Source organism: Bradyrhizobium sp. MI1.7, assembly GCF_055811795.1.
In genome coordinates, this window is the sequence record NZ_JBVVPO010000033.1 from 74,101 (window position 1) to 95,592 (window position 21,492).

Sequence of the window (21,492 nt, forward strand, 5' to 3'; positions counted from 1 at the left end):
GCCTTCTCCGTGATTGAACAAGTCTTCGTCAACCACTTACTCTTGGGCGGATAAGGTCAGCGAGAAAAAGATACGACCACGTTCGGGCGAGGCGCTGTCACGGACAACGATCTGCCAAGGGTGCCCCTGCCAAAACGTCTCCCCAAGCCCGTCGGCGAGTATGCCGCTGGCCAGTTTGACGGCTTCGGCCTTGGCCGCATGAATGTCAGAAAACTCTTCACCGATCTCATCTGCGACAGCGGTGCCGTCCAGAACATGAAAATAGTACCGCGTCATACGCGATCTCCCACCGGCTTGATTTTACCCTGGAAGATACGTGCCAGGGAGCAAGTTAGATCACGCGAAGGCACTTTCTCGTGCCACGGCCGGCGCCGGTAGTCTTCGAGGAAAGCGCCGATCTGTCATGTCCGCTTCGGCTCACCGGACGAGGCCCTGCGCCGCCTCACCCGCGCCTTCCTTCGGGATCCGCCAAAAGCCTGCGAGGCGGCGACGGCGATGCAGGTCGCAATCCCGAGCACCGCGATCCCCTTGCTGATCACGCCGGCCGGCGGAAGTTGCTTCCGCGCCAGCCAACCGCCATCGAGCGATCTGCCTTGCGGACCGGCATCCATCATGGTGCCTTCGCTGCTCTTGGCGGGGCGCGCGCGCGACAGCAGGAAGTGGAACGCTGCTCCCACGACATTCTCGGTGACCTCCGGAGCGATCGCATAGGCGACTTGACCTGCACGTGCAGGCCAGCCGACCGCGACCTCGTCGCGAGGCGCACGTACGAGGCGAACAAATGTTTGAGCGACGTCATCGGACTGGTAGAGCAGCGGACCCGGATCGAGCGTCCGCCCGGACATGTTGGCGCCGTGGACGAAGCCCGGCGTATCGACCATGGCAGGAAAGACGCCGCAGACATGGATATTGGGATGCCCGCGGAGCTCCTGGCGCAGGCTTGCGGTAAAGCCGCGCAGACCAAACTTGCTCGCAGTGTAGGCCGCAGCGAACGGCGTCGGCGCCCAACCGCCCAGCGAGATGTTGTTGATCAGGATACCGCGCTTCTGGCGCAGGAAGATCGGCAGCACCGCGAAGGCGCCATGCATGGTGCCAAGGAGATTGACCTCGACGGTCCGGCGATGAAGCGCGATATCCGCATCCTGGAAGGCCCCGAAAACGCCGGTGCCGGCGTTGTTAATCCAGACGTCGATGCCGCCGAAGGAGTCTTCGGCCTGCTTGGCCAATCGGCGCACTGCCTCGGCATCGGTGACATCGGTCGGGATGGCCAATGCGCGGCTGCCCAGCGCCTCGCATTCAGCAGCAAGCCGCGTCAGGACCTCCCCCCGGCGTGCCGCCACGATCACGCTTGCACCTCTGCGAGCAAACGCAAGTGCGGTTGCACGGCCGATGCCACTTGAGGCGCCGGTGATGACGACACGCGTGCCGGTCATCTGTCCATGTTCGCGCCTCGCGGCATCCGCAGGAACAACCCAGCGCAACGATTGCCGCAGACGCTCGGTCCCATCTATCTGGAACCAGTCGCCATGCGCGAAAATCACCCTCTCCGGCGCCAGGCTCACCATCCGCTCAGCGGCGGCCCGAACCGAACGACCACCGAGGCGCAACAGAAGACGAAGGTAGACCGGCGCCTTGCCGTCCGGCCTCGAGATGCCAAGCAGGTTCGCAGCTAGCTCGTTCGGCGCGCTGAGATGGTCAGGATCGAGGTTCTGCACGAGATCCGTCAGGATCAGCGTTCGGCTGCGCTTGTCGAACAGCTCGATCTCGCAGAACATCGGGGCATCCACCGCCACCGTCTCCAGGTCAGCGGTCCATTCCTCCGGCGTAACCTCTCCCAGTTCGCGGTCGATGCGGATGCCCGCCGCGCGAACTTGCCTGCGAGCCGAAAGGCCGCGGGCGGCGAATGTCTTTGCTTGCGGCAGTTCCCGTTGCCACTCGGACAGGAACATCCAGTGCGCGATATTGGGCGCCAGCAGATATCTTATCGCACCCAAGCGCTCCAGCTGATGACGGAGGTCGGAGGAATATCGCACCGGCGAATGCAGCACGAGATCACCGTTGGACAGCCGGACGACGACCATGCGGACGGGCAGCTCCAGACCGGCGGCATTGATTGGCTTGTCATCTACAATCCAGATTTGGTCTGTGACCCGAGCCAGGCTGGCGCTTGACAAAACGCCATCGGAACTTTGCATGAGCGGCTCCATTTTGAGACCGTGCTCAAACCCCCGCAGCACCGGTCGTTCCTAGCAGTGCTTCATCAACGTCGCCGCGGGACGCACTGGCCTACTGATGCGAACCGCGGCGGCGCTAATCCGGCGAGCGCAGGCCGGGCGAACGCATCCATTCCTCCAAGACTGCCGTGGTTTCAGCCAGGCGGGCCTCGCGGATCAGATTTTCACGCTCCCTGCACGGCGCCATTTGCAGCGCCAACGTCCGCGTCTGCTTGGCAGATTCCAGCAGTCGCTCTTTCAGTGTCTGGGTATGCTTGAGACCATTGCGCCGTTTGACTTCTGTCACTGTACGTCTCCTGGCTACGCTCGACGCCCTCTCGTTGTCAGTGAAAGTTGCACCAACCGAGAGCGCGCGCATTCGCATAAGTGAACCAGTGGTACAGAATCAGGAAAGAATCACCGACTTACATGCGCGTCGAATGCCGATCGGATGGCGCTGGTCTACGACCGGCGATGAACGGCCGCGTGTCAGGAACCGATCACCTTCGGGCGCTTTGAAGCTGTAGGACGAGATTCCCCTGAGCGCAGAACGTGGACAACCCGAACGAACCGCAATCATTCAGCCCAGCCTCGGAGCTCGACGGAATCTCGCCACGCCAGACCGCCGAAATCGAGTCCCAGAGCAGGCCGAGTGCGGCGCTTATCCACGAGACGATCCGCGCGGAAGGCGAGCAGGAGCTCGAACGGCATTGGTGGGCCATCCTCATGTCGGGTCTTGCAGCCGGCTTGTCGATCGGTCTGTCGCTGGTTGTCCAGGGAGAATTTCACGCGGCGCTTTCCGATCAGACCGCGCAGCGGCTGGTCGCGCCGCTGGGCTACACCGTGGGCTTCCTCGTCGTCGTTCTGGGGCGCCAGCAGCTCTTCACGGAGAACACGCTCACTCCCATTCTGCCTTTGCTGCATCACCGAAACCTCGGCATACTGATCAAGGTGCTCAAGCTGTGGGGGCTGGTGCTGGTCTCGAATATCGCGGGCACATGGGCGATCGGATACGGGCTCGCACGCGCGAATATCTTCAGGCCAGAGGTTACGGACGCATTTCTGGAGCTCGGCCGTCATACGCTCGATGGCACCTTTTCGGCGACTTTCGTCCGAGCCGTGTTCGCCGGTTGGCTCATTGCGCTGATGATGTGGCTTCTGCCGGCGACAAAGGGATCGCGGGTGCATGTTATCGTGATCATGACCTACGTCGTCGCGCTCGGCGGGTTTTCGCATATCGTTGCAGGCTCGGTCGAATGCGCCTATCTGGTGCTGCGTGGGCAAGCTTCGATTGCCCAATACGGCTATGATTTTTTCCTGCCGACGTTGCTGGGCAACATCCTGGGCGGAACGACATTGGTTGCACTGTTGAATTACGGTCAGGTCGCCGCAGAACTCGACAAGGCCGCACAGTAGAGAACGCGTTCCCACGAGTCGCCGGAAGGGACAAGCGGTCGGCCGGCGGCGTACCGGATCGACAGCGGCTAACTGTGCATTGTCCTGGTCCCGAGTGGTGAAGGGCGAAGAAGCAAATCGTTCCTCGGGCAGGCCGCGACGATTTTTCGCCGCCACCGGTCACTGGTGACGCCTCAGCAAGCCCCGGTCGTCAACTGCATGACGCGGGCCAGATCTTCCTCGGAGAAAGGCTTTCTGATCAACGGAAAATCGTCCCGCCTTCGCTCGCGCCCGGATAACTGCAGGACCTTGAGCGCGGGCCGCAGGCGAGTCGCGCGGTACGCCAGCTCATGCCCACCATGGAAGGCATATTGATGTCCGTGATCAGAATTGAGATCCGGTCGTTGGACGCGAGCTGGTCGAGCGCATCGACCCCGCTCTCGGCGCAGACCACCGAACAGCCGAGATCTTCCAGCATGCCCGCGATCACCTCGCGCACGCTCGCGTCGTCATCCACAAGAAGCACCGTGTGCTGCATATCAACACCTCAGGGTTCAAACGCTTCATTCGTGTCGATGTTCCGCGAGACGGGACCTGTCACCGCCTGCCAGAGAACGCTTTGGGCGCTCACATCGAGAACGACCTCCTCATCAACGACCTGCAAGCTGCACCGGATCACTCTCAACGGCTCCGCGCCACGCACGTGACCCGGACCGAAGCGAGCTGTCGAAGCCAGAGCGCGAGCCGTGCCACGCGGGAAGGGCAAAAAAAAACCCGGCCGCAATGCGGCCGGGGCGAGTACACTGGAACCAGAAGCTAAGCGGTTCAGTACCGTCCGGTGAAAGCGCCGCCGAACTTATAGTTGAGACGAACCGTGACGAGATCGACGTCCTGACGGATGCGATCCGACCCAAACGCCACGCCAGCGGGGGTCGTGAAGTCGAGCGTCCGATCCTGCATGAACAAGTGATCGTATTCGACGCCAACCGACCAGCCGGGCGAGAATCCGTATTCAAGACCGGCGCCGACCGTGCCACCCCAACGGGTATCGTTGCCGGTGCGAGCCAGTTCAACGCCGGTTGCGGTCGAGTAGATCCGATTCCGATTGTCGGTCACAGCCGCACCGCCCTTTACGTAGAACAGAACGTTGTTGGTGGCCCAGCCGAGTTGACCTGTGAAAAGACCGAACGCGTCGATGCGCGAATCATTTCGGAAACCGGGTCCGAACAAGGTGCTCAGGTTGCTGCCTCGCAGGTCGGCCCAGTTGCCCTGCGCTTCGAGTCCGAACACCCAGGTGCCCGTCTGCCATCGATAACCAACCTGACCACCGGCAACGCCGCCGGAAGCGTCGTGTGATCCCTCGGGACCGACCAGGAATGGTGCAACCGAATCCCAGTCGTTACGGCTCGAGCCCCAGCCACCATTGGCGCCAATGTAGAAGCCGCTCCAATCGTAGACGGTTGCGACAGCCGCTGGAGGCGCCTTGGTGTAGGGGCGGGCCGCCAGATCGGCCGCGCTGACCGGAGTCGAAAGCCCGAGGGCCAGTGCCCCGGCCGCAGTCATGAGAAGTTTCATCATATGAGTGTCCCCAAAGGAGCGTGAAAATACGGCCTGTTGCCGCATGCTGCGCGAAATTAATGCTCGCCGCTCATCGCTGCTGTAGCGAGGCTGCAACACTGGCGAAGGCCCGCCAAAGTTGTTGATCCAGGTTAAGCGCTTGGGTTCCACTGAGAACAATCAACCCAACGGTTTGAAAGCCCTAACGGGATTTCAGGCCTGCGAGCCGATCCGTCGCACGGTCGATCGTGAATATCACCTCCAGCACGAACTGCATTGCCGTGTGTCGGTGATTGTCGGGATCGCTGACGACCACGCGAGCAATGTCTTCCCTGACCTGCTCGGTGCGGTAAGCGTTCGGCAGCCGCGCAAATGCCTCTTCCAGAGTCATCTGCATTTCATCGGCCTTTCCGCTGTCAATGATCATAGGCTGCTGAAGCTCACAGGGTCGGACATCCGCTGGAAATAATGGGGCGCCCGCGCGGACTCCGCCACGACTTCAACGGGTGCACATTAACCGGGTTCAACGAGACACGCTCCGCGACAGTATGGCGAGCCTACCGGGCTCCAGCCATCCCGAATAACTTCGCAACATCGAGGTCAACGTCGAGGCATTTCATAAGGCGAAAAGCCTGTAGCAGACAATCAGTCCGCTTTCACGATCTTCGCAGCAAGCTCGGCCACAGCGCGGCGCCCCGCCTCTGTCAATCCGCCCAGTGTCTGCGTATGGGTCTTTGCGCACTCGACGATCCTTTCGGCCACGTACTTCCGGGCGGGATGCTCGGCCAAGAGATTCGGCATCGACTTGCAGGCCCGCTCTAACGCCACGTCCATGTTCGAAATTGTCCGCGCGTTGAACTCTTCACTGATCATCATCACGTCCTCCGCCCGTCGTGCTTTCGCGGGCATACCCAGCTCCGTCTCGGATCTACCCGCGACGCCAATGATGAACCGCTAAGCGTCGAGGCGGGCAGGCGCCGAGGATAGGAAGCCTCGAGGCGCCGAGCATTAACAAGGGTTAATCCCCTCCGCCGGGCGCGAGGGGCTCGCTGTTTCAACAGACGCTCGTGGGCCTGCCGCTACTTGCCGAACTGCTCTGCGCAAGGGCGAGCGGAACACTGCCGAACATCCCGCTCAGAAAGGTCGCTATGTATTACTATTTTCGCTCCTTGCTTCGAAAAGGATCGGCCGCCTCGTCATAGCCCCGTCGGCTGCTGAAGAACATCAGCGCCATCAGGCCGCAGCCGATGACCAGCGAGAAGAACGAGCCCAGACCAAGTGCGATCCAGCCATTCTCGTCCATGGCCACGTCGTCCACGCCATTGGTGGCATTCCAGGCCCAGAATATGCCAAAAACCGCAAGGCCGAGCATGGCGAGCAACGCTGCGATGAGAAGAACATGACCGGGCTTGATGCTACTCATGGGCGGCTCCCTTTGCCGGGCAACCGCAGGGACATGCGACGGTTCCTGTTCAGCAGCTTTTTAGGCACTTTACTATCGCAACAGTGCCGTTGGACCGCGGGCCGCACCGGCTGCTTCAATGATGGAAGCCTTGCCGCATGGCTTCGAGGTTCTCGCTATAGTGCTGGTGTTCGAAAATCGCGCGATTGGCCATCCGAATCCGGTTCGTAAGGCCTTCTTCGACCATGATACGCTACGCCAGGAATACGCACGTCTCGAAATCATTGCGGATCGCTCCGCTGCGGGCCAGAAAGTCCCAAGCGATCTCATAGGCCTGCTCGGCAGCAGGACTTCTGTAGTCATTGAAGATGATCTTCGTCATCACGACCAATCCATACTGGGTGGTATCGTTCGGGCACTTGAAGTGAGGATCTCAAGCTCTCGAGCGCGTTGCAGCTGCAGAAGTGCAGATGAACAGCGGACGCGGGGTCGCCCGGCCACCGGACCTACCCCGCCGCTGCTGCTCCCCTCACAGTGACCCGGAGGTTGCGGGGTTCTTACCGGCAATCTTCTCGCGCACCCTCCGCTGCTGGTCGCTAGCGACGCCGGGCCATCAGGACCCCCAGCAGGAACGCACCGAACACCGCCTGCAGCGGCGCTGCCCTGGCGATTTCCCGCAGCTGATCGGACAATCCCGCTGTGGGACGGGAATCCGGATCAGGCCGTGCCGAACGCGACGTCGGTTCCGCCCCGCACGGTGGCTTGTGCCCCGCGCTCTCACCGGCGATATGGTCGTCTACAAGACCTGATGCTTCGGTCATTATGGACGCTTCTTTTAGATCCATGCCGATCCTCTGATCAATGCGAGGCAACCTGGCCTCCACCATCCGGTTCCAAGCCCGCGGTCCGTTCGGGTTCGCTCACCGGCCATGGAACACCCGTCGTGCTGACCTCGCATAGTTGCTACAGCATAAGGCGAACCGGACCTCCCGACGCGCGATCACTGCGCGCCGCATCGGAGAGCTGCCTGCGCACGCCTCCGGCACCTGCGCCCGAACCGCCGTTGGCGCGGTCCACTCCTTGCGCCGATGCTGTCACGATTTCCCCGCCTCTCAATTCAACAACGGTCTTGCGAGCAACGATGTTGAGTTCTCCCAATGTACGATGCCCCGCCCGGGCCGCCTCGATCAGCCGCTCGGCGACGATCCTGCGACTGGCGTGATCTCCGCCATTCGGCATTCCGCGGCAGGTCTCCTCGAGCACCATCTCCATGGTTGCCCGCAATCGTTCAGCGTTCTCGGTCATCGACGCCCTTTGTTACGCATCTGTTGCAAGTGACGATCATACTCCGCCAGATTGCTGCGAACATTCACATTTCCTAATTGCCTGACGCAGCCGTGGATGCCGCGCGTCGCCTTCAACAACGTTCCATGCAATGAAATCACGGAGGTCGAGGTCCGTCTGTGCAGGCCTGACTGATCAGCGATCAACCTCGCCGAAGACGATATCGAGCGAGCCTAGGATAGCCGAGACGTCGGCAAGCAGATGACCCCTGCAGAGAAAATCCATGGCCTGCAGGTGGGCAAAACCTGGCGACCTGATCTTGCACTTGTATGGCCGGTTTGTCCCGTCCGCGACAAGGAACACACCGAATTCGCCCTTCGGCGCTTCCACTGCAACGTAGACTTCGCCGGCAGGAACGTGAAAGCCCTCCGTGTATAGCTTGAAATGGTGAATTAGCGCCTCCATGGACCGCTTCATCTCGCTGCGTCTGGGCGGCGCAACCTTGTTGTCCTCCACGAGCACCGGGCCTCGGCCGTCCGACGACTTCAGCTTCTCGATGCACTGTCTCATGATCCGCACCGACTGCCGCATCTCCTCCATGCGAATGAGATAGCGGTCGTAGCAGTCGCCGTTCTTCCCGACCGGAATGTCGAAATCCATCTCGGCGTAGCAGTCGTAAGGCTGCGCCTTGCGCAAATCCCAGGCCGCGCCCGAACCGCGCACCAAAACGCCCGAAAACCCCCAAGCCCAGGCTTGCTGAAGTGTCACTCGGCCGATATCCACGTTACGCGCCTTGAAGATCCGATTGAGCGAGAGCAACCGGTCCAGATCGTCAACGACACGGAGAAATGGATCGCACCAGGCCTCGATGTCGTCGATCAGCTTTGGCGGAAGATCCTGGTGCACGCCCCCGGGCCGATAGTAGTTGGCGTGCATCCGGCTTCCGGACGCGCGCTCATAGAAAACCATCAGCTTCTCGCGCTCCTCGAACCCCCACAATGGCGGCGTCAACGCACCGACGTCCATGGCCTGGGTCGTAACGTTGAGAAGGTGCGACAAGATGCGGCTGATTTCGTGATAGAGTACCCTGATAAGCTGCCCTCGCCGCGGTACTTCGAGCCCGATGAGTTTTTCAATGGCAAGGCAGAAGGCATGCTCCTGAGTCAAGGGCGCGACGTAGTCGAGCCGGTCGAAATACGGGATCGCCTGCAGATAAGTCTTGGACTCAATCAGCTTCTCGGTGCCCCGATGCAGCAAGCCGATATGGGGATCGACGCGCGCGACGACTTCACCGTCCAGTTCGAGCACGAGCCTCAACACGCCGTGTGCGGCGGGATGCTGGGGGCCGAAATTGATGGTGAAGTTTCTGAGGCTGGGGGACTGTTCTGGCATCATGCTTCCGATCGCAGCCGATACCTTAACGGCGATCCGCGCGAAGCGGGATCACACAGGTTAATGGCTTGCCTCGAGCCGCGATGGTAATCCTGCGACCTGCCGGCGTTTTCCAGCGATAGATCTGGAATTTCTGTATGGCTTCGCCGTCATGCTTGGGCCAGACGGATCGCTTCTCGACGCGCGCTTTGTTCGGCCATGCTGGCTCCAGCCAGACATGCCGCGGGTGGGCGAAGCAGCGTGATGAATACGGCGCAAGTCGCGCACCAATAACATGCGTTAGTCATGGTCATATGGCTGAACTCAGAGCTGTCGATCGTCCGCGCTTGTTGCCGAGACGATCTCGACTGGACGCCGGAGGATCGGCGTCCCAGTCCCGGCTGACATCCTTTTCAGATGCTTTGCTTTGCAGATACTCTTGCCCGCAATGCTGGCCGAACGAGAACGAACGGCCCCAGGCCGGGACAAACCACCTGGGCTGGAGCCGCTCGGGGGCCAGGGACTCAAGGGCTCATGCGTCTGTAACGCATGTCAAGTCAATCAGTCTTGTCGGCCATCGGTTCTATCGTCAGGAGCAAGTCTCCCACAGGCGCCGCGCGCGGCGCCTGTGGGAGCGATTATTCCGCCGAGCGCTCCAGATTTCTGGCAACGATTTTTCTGTAACAGTCGAGGATCTGCCCGTCGTCGCCCCGAATGAAAACGGCGCGGCTTGCCGGTGCAGAACCGCGCGCTTCCGTAACCATCAAGAACTTCTCGTCGGCTGCACCGGTGCGGGCAGCGGCCCGCAGACCCTTGTCGATGACTTCCATGGCATCAACCACCAACGTCAACATCGAGTACCAGACGAACATGAAAAACCTCCAAGGGAGTTTGTGGTTTCTGTCCGAAAGCGCGCGAGCAGGCAGATCAAGCCGGTCGGGGCCGCCCATGTTCCTGACGGACGCTCGTCAGCAATGGTTTTCATTCCACCAAACGGCGATCGCCCTCACAAGATCAGTCCACAATTGTGTCGGCAAATCGGGCACTGCGACCCGAACGATGAATCGATCCTGAGTGGCGTCGCGAAACCACTCGGTCGCAGCGAAGTCAAAGCCAAAACTGCCGGCGTGACGGATTGGGTATCGGTTGCGCAAATGACCGCTCATCGCCTCGGCGGCCTGCCGCGCGCCCAGCTCATCGAGAGGCCGGCTGGAATAGAGCGTGACATAAAGACCGTGGACGAAGTGCAACTCAGCCGAGCGCGCGGGGAGCTCGCGCGCGAGAATGCGGGCCGCAAGACGGCCGTTGCGCAGAATAGCTGCAATGCGCGCCCTCGTCAGATCCCTATACTCCTTGCTGCCCACATAGGGCGGAAAATGCGCCGGGAGCGCCGCGCTCCCGAGAAGCCGGACCGCGTTGCGGGTTTCCCCAGCCAAACGCTCGATCATCGAGCGGGATGAATCGGCGGCGGTCCAATTGACGAAAACCGAAGAGCCGAGCCTGCCGTATTCGGCGCCGAGCGTGTCCAACTTGTTGTGGCTGCGGACCATGACAACGGGAACTCGGCACCGCCGCGCCCAACGCAAGACGCGCCGAATACGGCCTGAGCTGCTGGCGAAGCACGTCGTGTCGAACACCAGCAGATCGAGCTCAGAACCGTCGCAGCGCAACACCGCGTCAAAGGCGGCGGCGCGGACGCATGAATCCAGGAGAAGAATTGTAGGTGCGTCGCCTCGGTCTAACGTCCCGGACAGCGGCAAGGCCAAGCGGACCAGTCGATAGCGCGCGAGCAAGCGCTCGACGAGTTCGAGCGTCTCCCCGTAGGAGCCCGGCAGAACCAGGATGTCTGCTTTGGGAAAGATCAACCCGGAGGCCAGCAGCAGCGCGGAGATCGCCCCCATGCCAGAGGCCGAGTAAACCGTCTCGCTCGCACAGCCGACTTCGTAGACCGGTGGTCCGCTGACGCAGAGATCCGCCCGTTGGTAGTCGTATTGGAATAGGAATTGCCCGCTGGCAGGGCGCGCCGCGGTCGACCAGGCCGTCTCTGTAGCGTTCCAATCCTGGAGTTCATGCTCCGCACGCAGAGCAGCAGTCAGCTGAAATTTCGTCGCGATGACCTCGTCAACCGCGCGCGGACGGGACACCTGTTGAGGAGCACTCAGACCATCGCTGGTCAACTGGATTTCGCGGTACTTCCTCTCCAGAAATTGTTCAATGGTCTCCATGCTTCTCTTGGTACGCCTCTCGGGTGTTTCCCTCGTCGTTAACGCTAGGCTCGAAACAGAGGTCCAATCGTCGGCAAACTCCGCTGAAACGAAGAAGGGTTTGAGCCGTTGATACCGCGCGTGGAACAGCGTGTTGGACATCAGCGAGGCCGGCATCCAGCAATACTGGGGGTCTGCTGTGAGGAAGGTTGCATGAGAGACGATCGCACCGGCAACGAGCCTTCACCTCTAATTATTTTCGGCGTCGCGGTCATTCCGATCATTGCGGTATTGGCGTGGTTTGCGTTTTAGTTCCGCAATGCACGCGCTTGGTGGGCATGATCTGACGCGCTAACGGGCGCGTCCTCACCTTTCCTTCTGAGAGGTGGACGGCTGCCCCGTCCGGCTTGTTCCGCCAACCTGGCCACCTGTGGCGCTGTTGCCAAAGCTATTGCCTTGGTTGGTCTGAATGGTGCCACCCACATTGGTCCCGGTCGTGCCTTGGGTGCTGGAGGAGTTTGCCAAGGTGCGGTTCGCGTCGGATGAGCTGTTGCTCTGCGCGAGTGCAAACGGGGAGCTCCCGAACAGCACGCTGATGATCACTGCCAAGTATTTCATCCTGCTCGTCCTTCCTGGTGAGGCTGATTTCATGCTTCCAAAGCGAAGCCCTCAGGTTCGTTCCTAACGAGGCCTGAGGGCCTGGTCGGACCGATTTGAGGCCGACGGCTTTAGGTTTATCGCGCCATCACTCCATGCGGACTATTTGGATCCGCCGGGGTTATTGACGACGTTGGGGGTGTTCGGGCCGGGGGCCGTCTTGCTGTCCCCACCTTTGTAAAGAAACAGCACGCCGAGCAGCACGACCAGAAACGCCACGCCAATCATCCAGGCCAAGGGACTGCGGGAGCGCCGCGCATCATCAGGCGACCGTTTCTCATTCTCGACTGTTGCCATCATGCTCTCCGTTGCCAGCGGGCAGAACCGCGGCGAATCGACATGGTTCCTCGCGAAGGATCTTGCGCGATTCAGCCTCTCGGAAGAGGGCACCAGCAGCCCGGCAGTCAGCTCGAGGGCCGCGAGCGCGACCATCGTGAGTCCACCATTGGCGCGCTGCGGCCGAGGGAACCAATCCTGTGATTTGCTCCTTATTCTCGTGATGCCGCGCATTTCGGCGAGGCGGCGCTTGGGACCGATGATGTTCAGGCAGAGCAACAAGGATGAGGACATCCAGGACCGCACCGCGGAGGTCGCCGCCGCCATTGCGGAAGAAGGCTTGCGATACGTCAGCGATGCAGTGCCCGGCTACCGCCGAAAGCGGTCAGGCACTTCCTTTACCTATTACGACAAGGAAGGAAAACGGATCACCGATCCTGCCGTCGTCCGCCGCATCAAGTCGATCGGGATACCCCCGGCCTACGAATTCGTCTGGATCTATCCCGCGCCGAACGGTCACATCCAAGCGACCGGTCTCGATGCGCGTGGACGCAAGCAGTACCGCTACCATCCGAAATGGCGGGAATTTCGCGAGCAGACCAAATACGAGCATATCATGGAGTTCGCCGCGGCCCTGCCCGCCCTGCGTGCCCGCGTTAATGCGGATTTGAAGCTGGAGGGTCTGCCCCGCGAGAAGGTGCTCGCGACAATCGTAAGTTTGCTGGAGAGGACGCTTATTCGCGTCGGCAACGTGGAATACGCCGCGAAAAACAAGTCGTACGGACTCACGACGATGCGACGCAAACACGTCGATATTGGGCGCGGGGTGCTTCGCTTCGATTTCACCGGCAAGTCCAAAAGGCAGTGGAAGCTGCAGGTCGAGGACAAGCGCATCGCGGCCATCGTGAAGTGCTGCGCAGAGATCCCCGGGCACGAACTCTTCAAATATCTTGACGACGACAGGTCGTCCCGAACGATCGATTCCGGCGACGTCAACGGCTACATCAAGGACATCACCGGACAAGACTTCAGCGCCAAGGACTTCCGGACCTGGGCCGGCACGGTGCTGGCAGCGCTCGCGCTCTCGGAATTCAAGAAGTACGACACTCAGGCGGAGGCGAAACGGAACATCATTGCCGCCATCGAGAAGGTGGCAAAGCAGCTCGGCAACACACCGGCGATTTGCCGGAAGAGCTACGTTCATCCGGAAATACTGAGCGCCTACATGTCCGGCGATCTGGTAGAGATGCTCGATACGAAGATCGCGCAGAATTTCAGGCTGCAGTACGCCAAGCTGACGTCAGACGAAATCATGGTCCTCGCATTCCTGCACAAGCGGCTGCGAACCCTAAAAGCCGCGGCCTGACCACGACGCTGCGGACTCAGCTGCATCGTCTGATGCCGCTCATTCAGATGAACGGCTTGCCCCCGGTGACGGCGACTGTCGTGCCCGACGTGTAGCTCGAAAGCGGGTCCGCGAGCATTACATAGGCCGTGGCGAGCTCCGCCGGCTGGCCGGCCCGCTTGAGCGGCACCTGCTTGCCGAAGTTCTTCACCGCCTCCTCTGGCATTGTCGACGGAATGAGCGGCGTCCATATCGGCCCGGGCGCCACCGCATTCACCCGGATGCCTTTCTCCGCCAGCATCTGCGCAAGCCCGCCGGTGAAGTTCTGAATGGCGCCTTTCGTCGTGGCATAGGCAAGCAGGATGGGGTTGGGCATGTCGGAGTTGACAGACGCCGTGTTGATGATGGCGCTACCGGGCTGCATATGCGGGACAGCCGTCTTGGTGAGGAAGAACATCGCATGGATGTTCACGTCGAAGGTGAGACGCCACTCCTCGTCGCTGATGTCGCCGATATCAGCGAAGGTGGCCTGATGCGCGGCGTTGTTGACAAGGATGTCGATGCCGCCAAGCTCCCGAACGGCGCGATCGGCCACGGCGCGGCAATGGTCCGCCGAGCGTAGGTCGCCCTCGACCAGAACGGCCTTACGTCCCTCCTTCTCGACGAGGGCGGCGACTTCCATCGCGTCGTCGGTCTCGCTGAGGTACGCAATCAAAACGTCCGCACCCTCCCGGGCAAATGCGATGGCGACCGCGCGCCCGATGCCGCTGTCGCCGCCGGTTATGATAGCGCGTCTGCCTTGAAGCCGCCCCGAGCCCTTGTAGCTGGTCTCGCCGTGATCGGGACGTGGATCCATCTTCGCCGTCGAGCCGGGCACAGGCTGGCGCTGGCTGGGAAAAGGGGGCTTTGGGTAGTCGGACATGCGTGCCTCACTTCGTCTGGACAGACTTGGCGCCGACGCCTTTCAACGCGTCCGCGACGCGCTTCGAGTCGCCACCGTGAAAATCGACCGACACCTCGATCGGACCGTCGAGCTTCTGGCCCGGCTCCGGCTCCGGCGCGACCTTCGCGTCGGCGCCGGCCGGACGCACGCCGGCCGTGTTGGCGGCACCCGTCGGCCGCACGACCACGTCATCCCTGGGAATGCCGCATTCCTGCACGACGTGCTCAACGGCAAGCTCTGCCGCGCGGCGCGTGTCGAATTCTGCGATGAGGGTGCTTTCCATCCGGGACTCCTTTCGGCATACGGCGCCTTACAACCACCCGGCAGGGCCCCGGTTCCTAGCCCGCGTGCATCTTGATTCGATCGAGGGCTACGCAATCACCTTGGCTGACAACCTGAGCCTTTGCCGCTTCAGCTCCGACACGTAGCGCTCGCAGTCGAAGAAGGCTTGGGGGAGGATGAGACGGCGTCAGTAGTAACGCGCAGGCAATGCCCACGCACCGAACGCAGCCTGGCGGCTGACCAACCTCAGAAGCGCCGGTTGCGGGTTATCACGAGCCCATGCCCCGTCGAGTTCATCTTTCAGCTCGTATTCGTGCGTGAGGCGATCGAGTCTCGTCCGGGACGGGCGGTCGGCGGCAGGCGCAACAAGCAGCACGGCGAGCCGGTTGCCATTGTCGTCCAGTCGCCAGCCTCGCCTGAACACGCGCTCGCCGTCCTCCCACAACACCTGGGAACTACCATCCGAGTATGCGACGTTCAGCGACTGCCGCACCATCCGTCAGACTCCGGCGACGGGCTTGGGTTTCGGCTTGAATTCGGCTGATCAAGCTCTTCGCGCGCCACACGCGCGGCCTCTGCCCAGCCTGGAGGAAGATACTCCATCGCCCGAGAAATGCCAGCCGTCCCCATGGTCTTACTGGATGCGGCAGATAGTTCGCGACGGGCGCCCGCACTCGATGGTCAAGAAGGCCCTACCGCAACCTATTTCAAATCAACATTCGCAAGCTGACAGAACACGACTTGCAATTCTTGGAAGCCAAGTTCCACGAGGCTGCGGAGGCAACGAAATAGCTTGTGAGCCGGCCCACTCTTCTACGCAGCACTTAGGGCCGCTGCTACAGCCTGGAGCTGGAATGCAGCCAACCAAAACCACTTAAGTGCCGCCTTAGACGGAAGCTTGTAGTGGCCAAAATTTCCGACCCGCCCGAAAAATCCATGATGTCAGTAAACTGATCGAGGAAACACTTTATATCTCGTGGCCTCATCGCGAGCCAACCAAGTTGATTCTTGGTCAGATCAGTCAGGGTGAACGGGTCGAGAGAGATTTTTCCGAAGCCCAACGGAATGGAAGTCCGAGCAAATACGTCGCGGAACATGAAGATGCCGCCATGCACGCCGCCGATAGCCAGGTCCTTCGGCCGATATAGCGATGTGTGGATTGAGAGGATATTCGCGACCATTGGGTGAGCACCTTCGCCGAAGAGCACGTACTCACCGTGACCGACTTTCTTCATCACCTTGGAGACAACCCGCACGCCGCGCTGATTAGGGGCCGCCCCTTCGTCTAAGGCCTCGTCAACGAGATCGCGAAGCGCTTCCTTTGAAATCTCTGGCATTAGCGATCTGTGGTTTCGTGGTTTTTGGAGATTTTCTACAACCCTTACGCGGAACCTCATTAGAGCAGGCTTTACACCCGTGTATACGTGACAATTCCTAGGAGTAATTGATACTTCACCTCAAAAACCTCCGAAACCTCGCTGCTCACCTGACGACGCGTCTATCGCTCGGTCTGATCACTCGCTGAGCGCGCCGAGTACGGTTTTGTCAGAAAATCCCGACGCCGGAATAGCGCCAAGCCCCCACGTGATCGCGGCAAGACCGGCGGCAACTGTGGCCGCTCCGGCCAAGTCGGACCGAGCGTTTCTTTGCTGGATTGACATCCTGGGCGTGTGATCTGCCTAAGCGGTGCATTCACAATGTGGATGTTTGTTAGTGAAGCTGGCGGACGCAAAGACGCCGAGCCGCTCGGCAAGGGAGACAAGCGACGTCCATTGTTCGCCGACGAAACGATCCTTGAGCGAGGCCGTCTTAGGACATGGACAGTACACTCATTTTCGCGCCGTGGTCACTCTGCTGGAAGGCCGCGGCTTCCCCAAAATCGACGGCCTCATGGGCGGTCGATATACGCGCGCTGTCCGCGCGTTTTTCGATCGCGAATACGGTGTCCACGGCGAGACGCAAATATCGAAGCCGCATCAACCAGCGAACTTGGGAGTCACTTGGAAGTAGCGCGACCTTAAACGGCGGTGATCCTGCGACCATCTTTCATCGGCCCCTCTTGGCTCCCCATACCTTCACGGCGATCTCGACGATCCGCCGAACGACGCCCGGATCGCGTTTCTCCGCATCCCGGATTTGGCGGGCTTCATGGATTTCCTTCGGCGCAATCCCGATTTCTTTAGTGGTGGCCGGCAAACCTTCCCCTTTGTGTTTAGGATTTCCTTGCTTGGCTACGTCACCGCGTACCTGCGCAGCGTCGTATTCGTCGAGCTAGGCGGCGCTTCGCTTGTGCCTCGATATCCAGCGCGTCGGCCTGCGCGCGGTAGGCGGCGGCTTCCGCCCGGCAGCGTCGCGCAACCCGGCGCCTTGCAGGAAGGCCGGATGGTGCTGCGGGACGCGGAAAGCAACTGGGTCAGGGCCGAGCTCCTATCGCTTGCGCGGGAGACCTTATATCTTGTCGTGTCCTTAGATTTTGATCGATCGTTTTTGACAATGCTGACAAGTCAATCGGGCTTCCGGGTGGGAGCTTTGTTCATGCAAATCGATTTCAGGTGCGCCGCGCGCACCGAGGCGAGTGCCGCCGAGGTGGAGAAGTCCGTCTCCGATACAACAGCTGCGAGCAAACCCGCCGCCGCGAACGCCAACGCCGAAGACGCGCACTGGCCGCTCATTCCGTTTCCTGACGGTTGGTACGCGACGTCTTGAAACACGGTCGCTTTTTGGTCGATCTCAGTCAGTGTCGCCAGACGAACTGCCAACTGAAAGTCACGCCGAATTTTAGGAACACTTTTCAGCGCCGCAAGGTTTCTTTCCTCATCAAAAGGCTAGGCATTGCGGAGTTCTCTTCCATGGCTGCCCAGATCGTAATGGACCGCACAGGCGACAACAGGCACTTTTTTGAACAAGACGACCCTAAGGGGCTCGCCGAGGCTGAACGGCGGTTCAAAAAATTGACCGACCAAGGATTTACGGCTGCCACTTGGACGGCGGCCGGCGATCTCAAGATTGTACGGAAGTTTAATCCGGCTGCGGATGAGACGCTGTTCTACCCCCGCCTGGTCGGCGGCTAGACTGTTCGCGGGCGCGGCAAAATGTTTTTGTTCAGACGAAGGCGTTGATAGTACACGTTTGCGTGCTCTGCGTTCGCTCTATTTGACCTTCATCGAGCAAAATGGCCCGGAAGCGCGTGCGCGGCGTCTTCTGCTTGATGGTTATCTCCCGAGCAGCGCGCGCAATTCGATGCCAAAAACTATTTCGAAGTCACCGGTTCTCACACGGGCCGACGATATCGAATTCACTATGGAACCGTGAGCAATGTTGTAGAGGTCGACGCATCTGGGCAGCCCGCGATCGGCTGGTGTTTCGTTCCCCAATGTGCTCTGGCGGCTGGCGATGTGATGCTTGCCCAAAAGATCGCGCTCGAAACCGACGAAGTCGCAGTGCTCGCGCTTGCCCACAGGTTTTCTCCGAGATTGTCCCGGCTCCGAGTAGTGCGGCCTGCTTACTAGGCCGGTCACGGGCGGGCTTGCGATGCCGGCGGCCCCTTGCCGCGAAAGGGGCGTTTACGCGAGACATGGCGCCTCCGCGACCACAGGTAGCCTCAACCTAGCGATCGCCTTCTTGCAATGTAATCTACTTGTTAGCCTTACCGGGCAGCGCGATGTGGTCCTCTCTCGTGATGGTCTCCACATCTGTCACTGTTCGGGCAAACGCTTCGCGCAGCTGCTCCGCGTGAGCAGGGCTCTCCGTACGTGAAGCTGATGCCGCCCGGTGAAGATCTGCTGACTCGCAAATAGGAAGGCAGCAGCCGTAATAAACGGCCAACTGAAGCGTCCCTTACTGCTTCGTCCTAGTTCTGTCGAAAATGAACGCGGCTTGAAATACCCGCTCGACTTCTGTCCTCACTTCGACTGAAACGTCCTGCCGTATAGTGGCAAAGTCCTTTGCCAAGTTCGCAAGCGACCTGGCTGCCTCGACTTCGGCCTCTTGCTGAGTGTCGAATTCCAGACCTTCCTCGTCCGGGTACAAACCGGTGTCGTCCCGGATGTCGAAGTAGTACCGGGTCATAAGCCGCCCTCATTCGAGGGAGAGCAATAGAACAGATGTTCACCTGTTCCTATTCCGGCGGCTGTACCCCGGGCGATCTCAGCCAATCGCTGTGTGAGAGCCGGTCTCGGCTTGTCTGGCTTTGCGGAGGAGGATTTCGCGCTCAGGGCCGTGCGGAAGTCTCTTGGCTTCCTCTCTCAATCGCTGGGCTTCTTGGCCGAGACGTTCTTCGAGGGTGGTGGTCTGTTTAAACCTGCGACGACGTTGCGTCATGACTGGCCTCGTGCATAAGGTCCTAATCGTTTGGTTTGCATTCCTAATTTTAGCCAAGGCACTACGGTTGCTGTTCACAAATGTTGGAATCTCGCGCCCTCGGAAGAACTTTAGTTCAGCTGGAAAGCGGAGCGGGCAGCCGGAGGAACAAGCCATGGAAATGGACCTTGCGGAACAATTCTTTCTGGGGCTCGCATTCAAAAGCGCGATGCGCTGTTTTCGCTCTATAGCTGCTTAGCTGAAAGTATGGTCCGCCAGGTTGAACCGGCGGGCCCGGGTCATTAGCGCTTCGAGTGGCGGCTTCCACCTGAATTTGTAGGGCAGGTTTTTTTCAAACCTGAGTTAGGTTTTCGTTTTGGCCGGTAGCTCAATCTCGGCTGGGACTAAAAGTTTCAATGGGATCCCGCAGACCGTGCGCAAATGGCTGCGCCAGCGCGAGCCGCCAGATAGCCCGCGCCGTCGAGATCCTGTTGCCTAAGGCAGGCGAAAGCGCGCCGCCTGGTCGCCGAGCTCGAGGCCGACCAGGACTAGGGAACTACTGGCAACTGCCCGCCGCAGCACCTATACGCGGCATGCCCCACGCCTTTGAGTTTTGCGTTCCAAAGGCCGCTAAGGCCGTGCCGGCCGGCCCCGACTGGATCCACGAAATCAAATATGACGGTTACCGCGCGCGCCTGGTTCGCGACGGCGACCGAGTCAGGCTCGAGTCCAAGGCCGGCCTCGACTGGACCTGGCGCTTCCCGTTCATCGTCCAGACCGCCCGCCAGCTGCGCCCGGCGCGGCTTGCAATCGACGGCGAGATCGTGGTGCTCGACGCGCGCGGGATCTCCGATTTCGACGCGCTGCATTCGGGCAAGCACAATGCCGAGGCCCAGCTCTACGCCTTCGACCTGGTCGGGCTCGCCGGCGACGGTCTGCGCCAGATGCCGCTATTCGAGCGCAAGGTCGAGCTCGGCAAGCTGCTGCGCGGCCGGCCGGAAGGAATCTTCGTCGCACCATTCGAGCCAGGCGCGATCGGTCCGGATCTGTTCGCGGCCGCTTGCGAGATGGGCCTCGAGGGGCTCGTTCCAAGCATCGGGAACGGCGCTATCGACCGCACACATGCGACTGGATCAAGATTAAGAATCGCGCGCATCCGGCCATGTCGCGCCGGTTTGAATGAAGCAGGCCCGCGCCAGGATTCGCAGCGCGGCCCGTCCATGCGTTAAATCGACCGCGCCCGCTACTCGGTCGCCTCGAACACAAAAAAACCGCCACGGTTGCCCGTTACGGGTTTCTCGTGCCCCTGAGGCGGCCTTAGTGCCTGCTGATCGGCTCAAATCTATCGAGCCTGGTTGCGCCTTCCCAAAGCTCAACCGCGCGCCCGTCTACAAGCAATTTGGCTCGCTCCCGAGCCTCCGCCTCGTCCTGCACCTCAAGGTCAATTCGAAGCGCTATATGCCCCTCGCCATCGATTACATATGCGCGAAACTCTCGCATGATCCCGCTCCAAAACACCGCCTCGCTCCGAAGCAGGAACGAGTTTAGAGCTGATCTAAAATCACGTCACTATTGAAATTCCGCCCGCCAGCGTGAACCGGCGGCCGGACTTGCTTTTCCACACCCACGACCAGTCGTAGCTCGCGCTCGTTCCGATTGCCTGCTTAGCTTGATGCCTTACCAGAGAAGGTTAGTGATCGCGTAGGCAACAAACGCGAGTAGTGCAATCCAAGCGAACGACACGCACCAAGTGAGTTGCTGCCGGTTTGATGGACACCCGGTTAAGCTAATCCCCCAGCTTGCGCTCGAACTCAACCGGGCTGAGATAGCCGATGGTCGAGTGCCTGCGGGTCGTGTTGTAAAATCGTTCGATGTAGTCGAACACATCGGCGCGTGCCTCATCTCTGGTTCGATAAATCTTGTTGGCCGTACGCTCGGTCTTGAGCGAGGAGAAGAAGCTCTCCATCGCCGCGTTGTCCCAGACGTTGCCGGAGCGGCTCATGCTGCAAACGATGCCGTGGTCGGCCATCAGGCGCTGGAACTGCTCGCTGGTGTACTGGGCGGATTCAATCGGTCGTCGCAACACTCGGAGGTTTGAGGTTGCGATGAACATTGTAAGGCGCCGATCGGCGCAATCAGGACGAGCCCCATTGCCATCGCCAGGACGGCCGTCTGTTGCAGGACGCAATGAACAGAATAGATTTTGGCTGGCGATTGCCGCGGGGCTAAGCAGCGAGGATGCTGCGCTGGAAGCCGGATTGTCA

At 60.5% G+C, this 21,492-nt stretch carries 27 protein-coding genes and 2 pseudogenes; 7 read left to right on the top strand and 22 right to left on the bottom strand.

Translation table 11 applies throughout. The features are described 5' to 3' along the window. Positions 1–36 precede the first annotated feature (36 nt). From AC0L3X_RS26935 to AC0L3X_RS26945, 3 genes are all read right to left on the bottom strand, one after another. A complete protein-coding gene (locus tag AC0L3X_RS26935) occupies positions 37–276 on the bottom strand; it encodes a DUF6894 family protein (protein WP_085400147.1) in 240 nt (79 codons plus the stop codon). Positions 277–401: 125 nt separating this feature from the next. Next, positions 402–2,195, bottom strand: coding sequence for an SDR family oxidoreductase (locus AC0L3X_RS26940; protein ID WP_354100381.1), 1,794 nt, complete (start codon positions 2,193–2,195; stop codon positions 402–404). A 115-nt stretch (positions 2,196–2,310) separates the two neighbouring features. After that, complete coding sequence (locus tag AC0L3X_RS26945) at positions 2,311–2,520, bottom strand: hypothetical protein (protein ID WP_085400169.1); 210 nt, start codon at positions 2,518–2,520, stop codon at positions 2,311–2,313. 245 nt (positions 2,521–2,765) lie between these two features. On the opposite strand from AC0L3X_RS26945, the gene AC0L3X_RS26950 reads away from it, so the two are divergent. Beyond that, positions 2,766–3,629 (top strand): formate/nitrite transporter family protein, encoded by an 864-nt coding sequence (locus tag AC0L3X_RS26950; protein WP_085400148.1) that lies wholly within the window; start codon positions 2,766–2,768, stop codon positions 3,627–3,629. A gap of 238 nt (positions 3,630–3,867) precedes the next feature. On the opposite strand, the gene AC0L3X_RS26955 is transcribed toward AC0L3X_RS26950, so the two are convergent. The 12 genes from AC0L3X_RS26955 to AC0L3X_RS27010 all read right to left on the bottom strand — a co-directional run bounded on the left by AC0L3X_RS26955 (position 3,868) and on the right by AC0L3X_RS27010 (position 12,380). Continuing rightward, entirely contained in the window at positions 3,868–4,146 is a 279-nt protein-coding gene (locus tag AC0L3X_RS26955) for a response regulator (RefSeq protein WP_473316993.1), read from the bottom strand. Between the two features lie 287 nt (positions 4,147–4,433). Next, on the bottom strand, positions 4,434–5,186 hold the full coding sequence (locus tag AC0L3X_RS26960; RefSeq protein WP_354098528.1) for an outer membrane protein: 753 nt from the start codon (positions 5,184–5,186) through the stop codon (positions 4,434–4,436). 181 nt (positions 5,187–5,367) lie between these two features. Further along, positions 5,368–5,592 carry a hypothetical protein gene (locus AC0L3X_RS26965; protein WP_354098529.1) on the bottom strand — a complete coding sequence of 75 codons (225 nt, stop codon included), beginning with the start codon at positions 5,590–5,592 and terminating at the stop codon, positions 5,368–5,370. A 218-nt stretch (positions 5,593–5,810) separates the two neighbouring features. Beyond that, complete coding sequence (locus tag AC0L3X_RS26970; RefSeq protein WP_144030677.1) at positions 5,811–6,041, bottom strand: hypothetical protein; 231 nt, start codon at positions 6,039–6,041, stop codon at positions 5,811–5,813. A gap of 280 nt (positions 6,042–6,321) precedes the next feature. Then, a complete protein-coding gene (locus AC0L3X_RS26975; protein ID WP_085400154.1) occupies positions 6,322–6,588 on the bottom strand; it encodes a hypothetical protein in 267 nt (88 codons plus the stop codon). 232 nt (positions 6,589–6,820) lie between these two features. Then, positions 6,821–6,949: a hypothetical protein gene (locus AC0L3X_RS26980; RefSeq protein ID WP_434057391.1), complete on the bottom strand. Its 129-nt coding sequence runs from the start codon at positions 6,947–6,949 to the stop codon at positions 6,821–6,823. Between the two features lie 581 nt (positions 6,950–7,530). Continuing rightward, entirely contained in the window at positions 7,531–7,872 is a 342-nt protein-coding gene (locus AC0L3X_RS26985) for a hypothetical protein (RefSeq protein WP_245344029.1), read from the bottom strand. 174 nt (positions 7,873–8,046) lie between these two features. After that, positions 8,047–9,243, bottom strand: coding sequence for an NADH-quinone oxidoreductase subunit D (locus AC0L3X_RS26990; protein ID WP_354100391.1), 1,197 nt, complete (start codon positions 9,241–9,243; stop codon positions 8,047–8,049). 617 nt (positions 9,244–9,860) lie between these two features. Further along, positions 9,861–10,094 carry a hypothetical protein gene (locus AC0L3X_RS26995; protein WP_085400172.1) on the bottom strand — a complete coding sequence of 78 codons (234 nt, stop codon included), beginning with the start codon at positions 10,092–10,094 and terminating at the stop codon, positions 9,861–9,863. A gap of 96 nt (positions 10,095–10,190) precedes the next feature. Then, positions 10,191–11,447: a hypothetical protein gene (locus AC0L3X_RS27000; protein WP_473317002.1), complete on the bottom strand. Its 1,257-nt coding sequence runs from the start codon at positions 11,445–11,447 to the stop codon at positions 10,191–10,193. Positions 11,448–11,792: 345 nt separating this feature from the next. After that, complete coding sequence (locus AC0L3X_RS27005) at positions 11,793–12,035, bottom strand: hypothetical protein (RefSeq protein WP_354098531.1); 243 nt, start codon at positions 12,033–12,035, stop codon at positions 11,793–11,795. A 150-nt stretch (positions 12,036–12,185) separates the two neighbouring features. Continuing rightward, positions 12,186–12,380 (bottom strand): hypothetical protein, encoded by a 195-nt coding sequence (locus AC0L3X_RS27010; protein ID WP_354100382.1) that lies wholly within the window; start codon positions 12,378–12,380, stop codon positions 12,186–12,188. Between the two features lies 1 nt (position 12,381). On the opposite strand from AC0L3X_RS27010, the gene AC0L3X_RS27015 reads away from it, so the two are divergent. Continuing rightward, a complete protein-coding gene (locus tag AC0L3X_RS27015; protein ID WP_354100383.1) occupies positions 12,382–13,725 on the top strand; it encodes a DNA topoisomerase IB in 1,344 nt (447 codons plus the stop codon). Positions 13,726–13,768: 43 nt separating this feature from the next. Here AC0L3X_RS27015 and AC0L3X_RS27020 read toward each other — a convergent pair whose 3' ends face one another. The 4 genes from AC0L3X_RS27020 to AC0L3X_RS27035 form a co-directional block, all read right to left on the bottom strand. After that, positions 13,769–14,626, bottom strand: coding sequence for an SDR family oxidoreductase (locus AC0L3X_RS27020; RefSeq protein WP_354100384.1), 858 nt, complete (start codon positions 14,624–14,626; stop codon positions 13,769–13,771). A 7-nt stretch (positions 14,627–14,633) separates the two neighbouring features. Then, positions 14,634–14,930, bottom strand: a complete 297-nt coding sequence (locus AC0L3X_RS27025; protein WP_085398388.1) for a hypothetical protein — start codon at positions 14,928–14,930, stop codon at positions 14,634–14,636. Positions 14,931–15,116: 186 nt separating this feature from the next. Beyond that, positions 15,117–15,425, bottom strand: a complete 309-nt coding sequence (locus AC0L3X_RS27030; RefSeq protein ID WP_473316996.1) for a hypothetical protein — start codon at positions 15,423–15,425, stop codon at positions 15,117–15,119. A 340-nt stretch (positions 15,426–15,765) separates the two neighbouring features. Then, the gene (locus tag AC0L3X_RS27035) at positions 15,766–16,266 is read right to left on the bottom strand and encodes a hypothetical protein (protein WP_354098535.1); all 501 of its coding nucleotides are present in this window, start codon (positions 16,264–16,266) and stop codon (positions 15,766–15,768) included. 457 nt (positions 16,267–16,723) lie between these two features. On the opposite strand from AC0L3X_RS27035, the gene AC0L3X_RS27040 reads away from it, so the two are divergent. From AC0L3X_RS27040 to AC0L3X_RS27055, 4 genes and pseudogenes are all read left to right on the top strand, one after another. Next, positions 16,724–16,939: a hypothetical protein gene (locus AC0L3X_RS27040; protein ID WP_473316997.1), complete on the top strand. Its 216-nt coding sequence runs from the start codon at positions 16,724–16,726 to the stop codon at positions 16,937–16,939. Between the two features lie 138 nt (positions 16,940–17,077). Beyond that, positions 17,078–17,635, top strand: a complete 558-nt coding sequence (locus AC0L3X_RS27045; RefSeq protein ID WP_354100385.1) for a hypothetical protein — start codon at positions 17,078–17,080, stop codon at positions 17,633–17,635. Between the two features lie 143 nt (positions 17,636–17,778). Further along, positions 17,779–18,000, top strand: coding sequence for a hypothetical protein (locus tag AC0L3X_RS27050; RefSeq protein ID WP_085398384.1), 222 nt, complete (start codon positions 17,779–17,781; stop codon positions 17,998–18,000). Between the two features lies 1 nt (position 18,001). Next, positions 18,002–18,438: pseudogene (locus tag AC0L3X_RS27055) on the top strand (hypothetical protein). A gap of 328 nt (positions 18,439–18,766) precedes the next feature. Here AC0L3X_RS27055 and AC0L3X_RS27060 read toward each other — a convergent pair. Then, positions 18,767–18,997: a DUF6894 family protein gene (locus tag AC0L3X_RS27060; protein ID WP_085398383.1), complete on the bottom strand. Its 231-nt coding sequence runs from the start codon at positions 18,995–18,997 to the stop codon at positions 18,767–18,769. Positions 18,998–19,046: 49 nt separating this feature from the next. Continuing rightward, positions 19,047–19,249, bottom strand: a pseudogene (locus AC0L3X_RS27065) (hypothetical protein). Positions 19,250–19,821: 572 nt separating this feature from the next. Between AC0L3X_RS27065 and AC0L3X_RS27070 the strand changes: the two are divergent. Further along, entirely contained in the window at positions 19,822–20,457 is a 636-nt protein-coding gene (locus AC0L3X_RS27070; RefSeq protein WP_354098537.1) for an ATP-dependent DNA ligase, read from the top strand. Positions 20,458–21,014: 557 nt separating this feature from the next. On the opposite strand, the gene AC0L3X_RS27075 is transcribed toward AC0L3X_RS27070, so the two are convergent. After that, the coding region (locus AC0L3X_RS27075; RefSeq protein WP_473316998.1) for an IS3 family transposase at positions 21,015–21,492 on the bottom strand (478 nt) is incomplete at its 5' end.

Bases quoted from the DNA above. Each gene is read 5' to 3' on its own strand.
- AC0L3X_RS26935 (WP_085400147.1), bottom strand. From the start codon at position 276: ATGACGCGGTACTATTTTCATGTTCTGGACGGCACCGCTGTCGCAGAT.
- AC0L3X_RS26940 (WP_354100381.1), bottom strand. From the start codon at position 2,195: ATGCAAAGTTCCGATGGCGTTTTGTCAAGCGCCAGCCTGGCTCGGGTC.
- AC0L3X_RS26955 (WP_473316993.1), bottom strand. From the start codon at position 4,146: ATGCAGCACACGGTGCTTCTTGTGGATGACGACGCGAGCGTGCGCGAG.
- AC0L3X_RS26960 (WP_354098528.1), bottom strand. From the start codon at position 5,186: ATGATGAAACTTCTCATGACTGCGGCCGGGGCACTGGCCCTCGGGCTT.
- AC0L3X_RS26965 (WP_354098529.1), bottom strand. From the start codon at position 5,592: ATGATCATTGACAGCGGAAAGGCCGATGAAATGCAGATGACTCTGGAA.
- AC0L3X_RS26970 (WP_144030677.1), bottom strand. From the start codon at position 6,041: ATGATGATCAGTGAAGAGTTCAACGCGCGGACAATTTCGAACATGGAC.
- AC0L3X_RS26975 (WP_085400154.1), bottom strand. From the start codon at position 6,588: ATGAGTAGCATCAAGCCCGGTCATGTTCTTCTCATCGCAGCGTTGCTC.
- AC0L3X_RS26980 (WP_434057391.1), bottom strand. From the start codon at position 6,949: ATGACGAAGATCATCTTCAATGACTACAGAAGTCCTGCTGCCGAGCAG.
- AC0L3X_RS26985 (WP_245344029.1), bottom strand. From the start codon at position 7,872: ATGACCGAGAACGCTGAACGATTGCGGGCAACCATGGAGATGGTGCTC.
- AC0L3X_RS26990 (WP_354100391.1), bottom strand. From the start codon at position 9,243: ATGCCAGAACAGTCCCCCAGCCTCAGAAACTTCACCATCAATTTCGGC.
- AC0L3X_RS26995 (WP_085400172.1), bottom strand. From the start codon at position 10,094: ATGTTCGTCTGGTACTCGATGTTGACGTTGGTGGTTGATGCCATGGAA.
- AC0L3X_RS27000 (WP_473317002.1), bottom strand. From the start codon at position 11,447: ATGGAGACCATTGAACAATTTCTGGAGAGGAAGTACCGCGAAATCCAG.
- AC0L3X_RS27010 (WP_354100382.1), bottom strand. From the start codon at position 12,380: ATGGCAACAGTCGAGAATGAGAAACGGTCGCCTGATGATGCGCGGCGC.
- AC0L3X_RS27015 (WP_354100383.1), top strand. From the start codon at position 12,382: ATGCTCTCCGTTGCCAGCGGGCAGAACCGCGGCGAATCGACATGGTTC.
- AC0L3X_RS27020 (WP_354100384.1), bottom strand. From the start codon at position 14,626: ATGTCCGACTACCCAAAGCCCCCTTTTCCCAGCCAGCGCCAGCCTGTG.
- AC0L3X_RS27025 (WP_085398388.1), bottom strand. From the start codon at position 14,930: ATGGAAAGCACCCTCATCGCAGAATTCGACACGCGCCGCGCGGCAGAG.
- AC0L3X_RS27030 (WP_473316996.1), bottom strand. From the start codon at position 15,425: ATGGTGCGGCAGTCGCTGAACGTCGCATACTCGGATGGTAGTTCCCAG.
- AC0L3X_RS27035 (WP_354098535.1), bottom strand. From the start codon at position 16,266: ATGCCAGAGATTTCAAAGGAAGCGCTTCGCGATCTCGTTGACGAGGCC.
- AC0L3X_RS27045 (WP_354100385.1), top strand. From the start codon at position 17,078: ATGGATTTCCTTCGGCGCAATCCCGATTTCTTTAGTGGTGGCCGGCAA.
- AC0L3X_RS27050 (WP_085398384.1), top strand. From the start codon at position 17,779: ATGGCTGCCCAGATCGTAATGGACCGCACAGGCGACAACAGGCACTTT.
- AC0L3X_RS27060 (WP_085398383.1), bottom strand. From the start codon at position 18,997: ATGACCCGGTACTACTTCGACATCCGGGACGACACCGGTTTGTACCCG.
- AC0L3X_RS27070 (WP_354098537.1), top strand. From the start codon at position 19,822: ATGCCCCACGCCTTTGAGTTTTGCGTTCCAAAGGCCGCTAAGGCCGTG.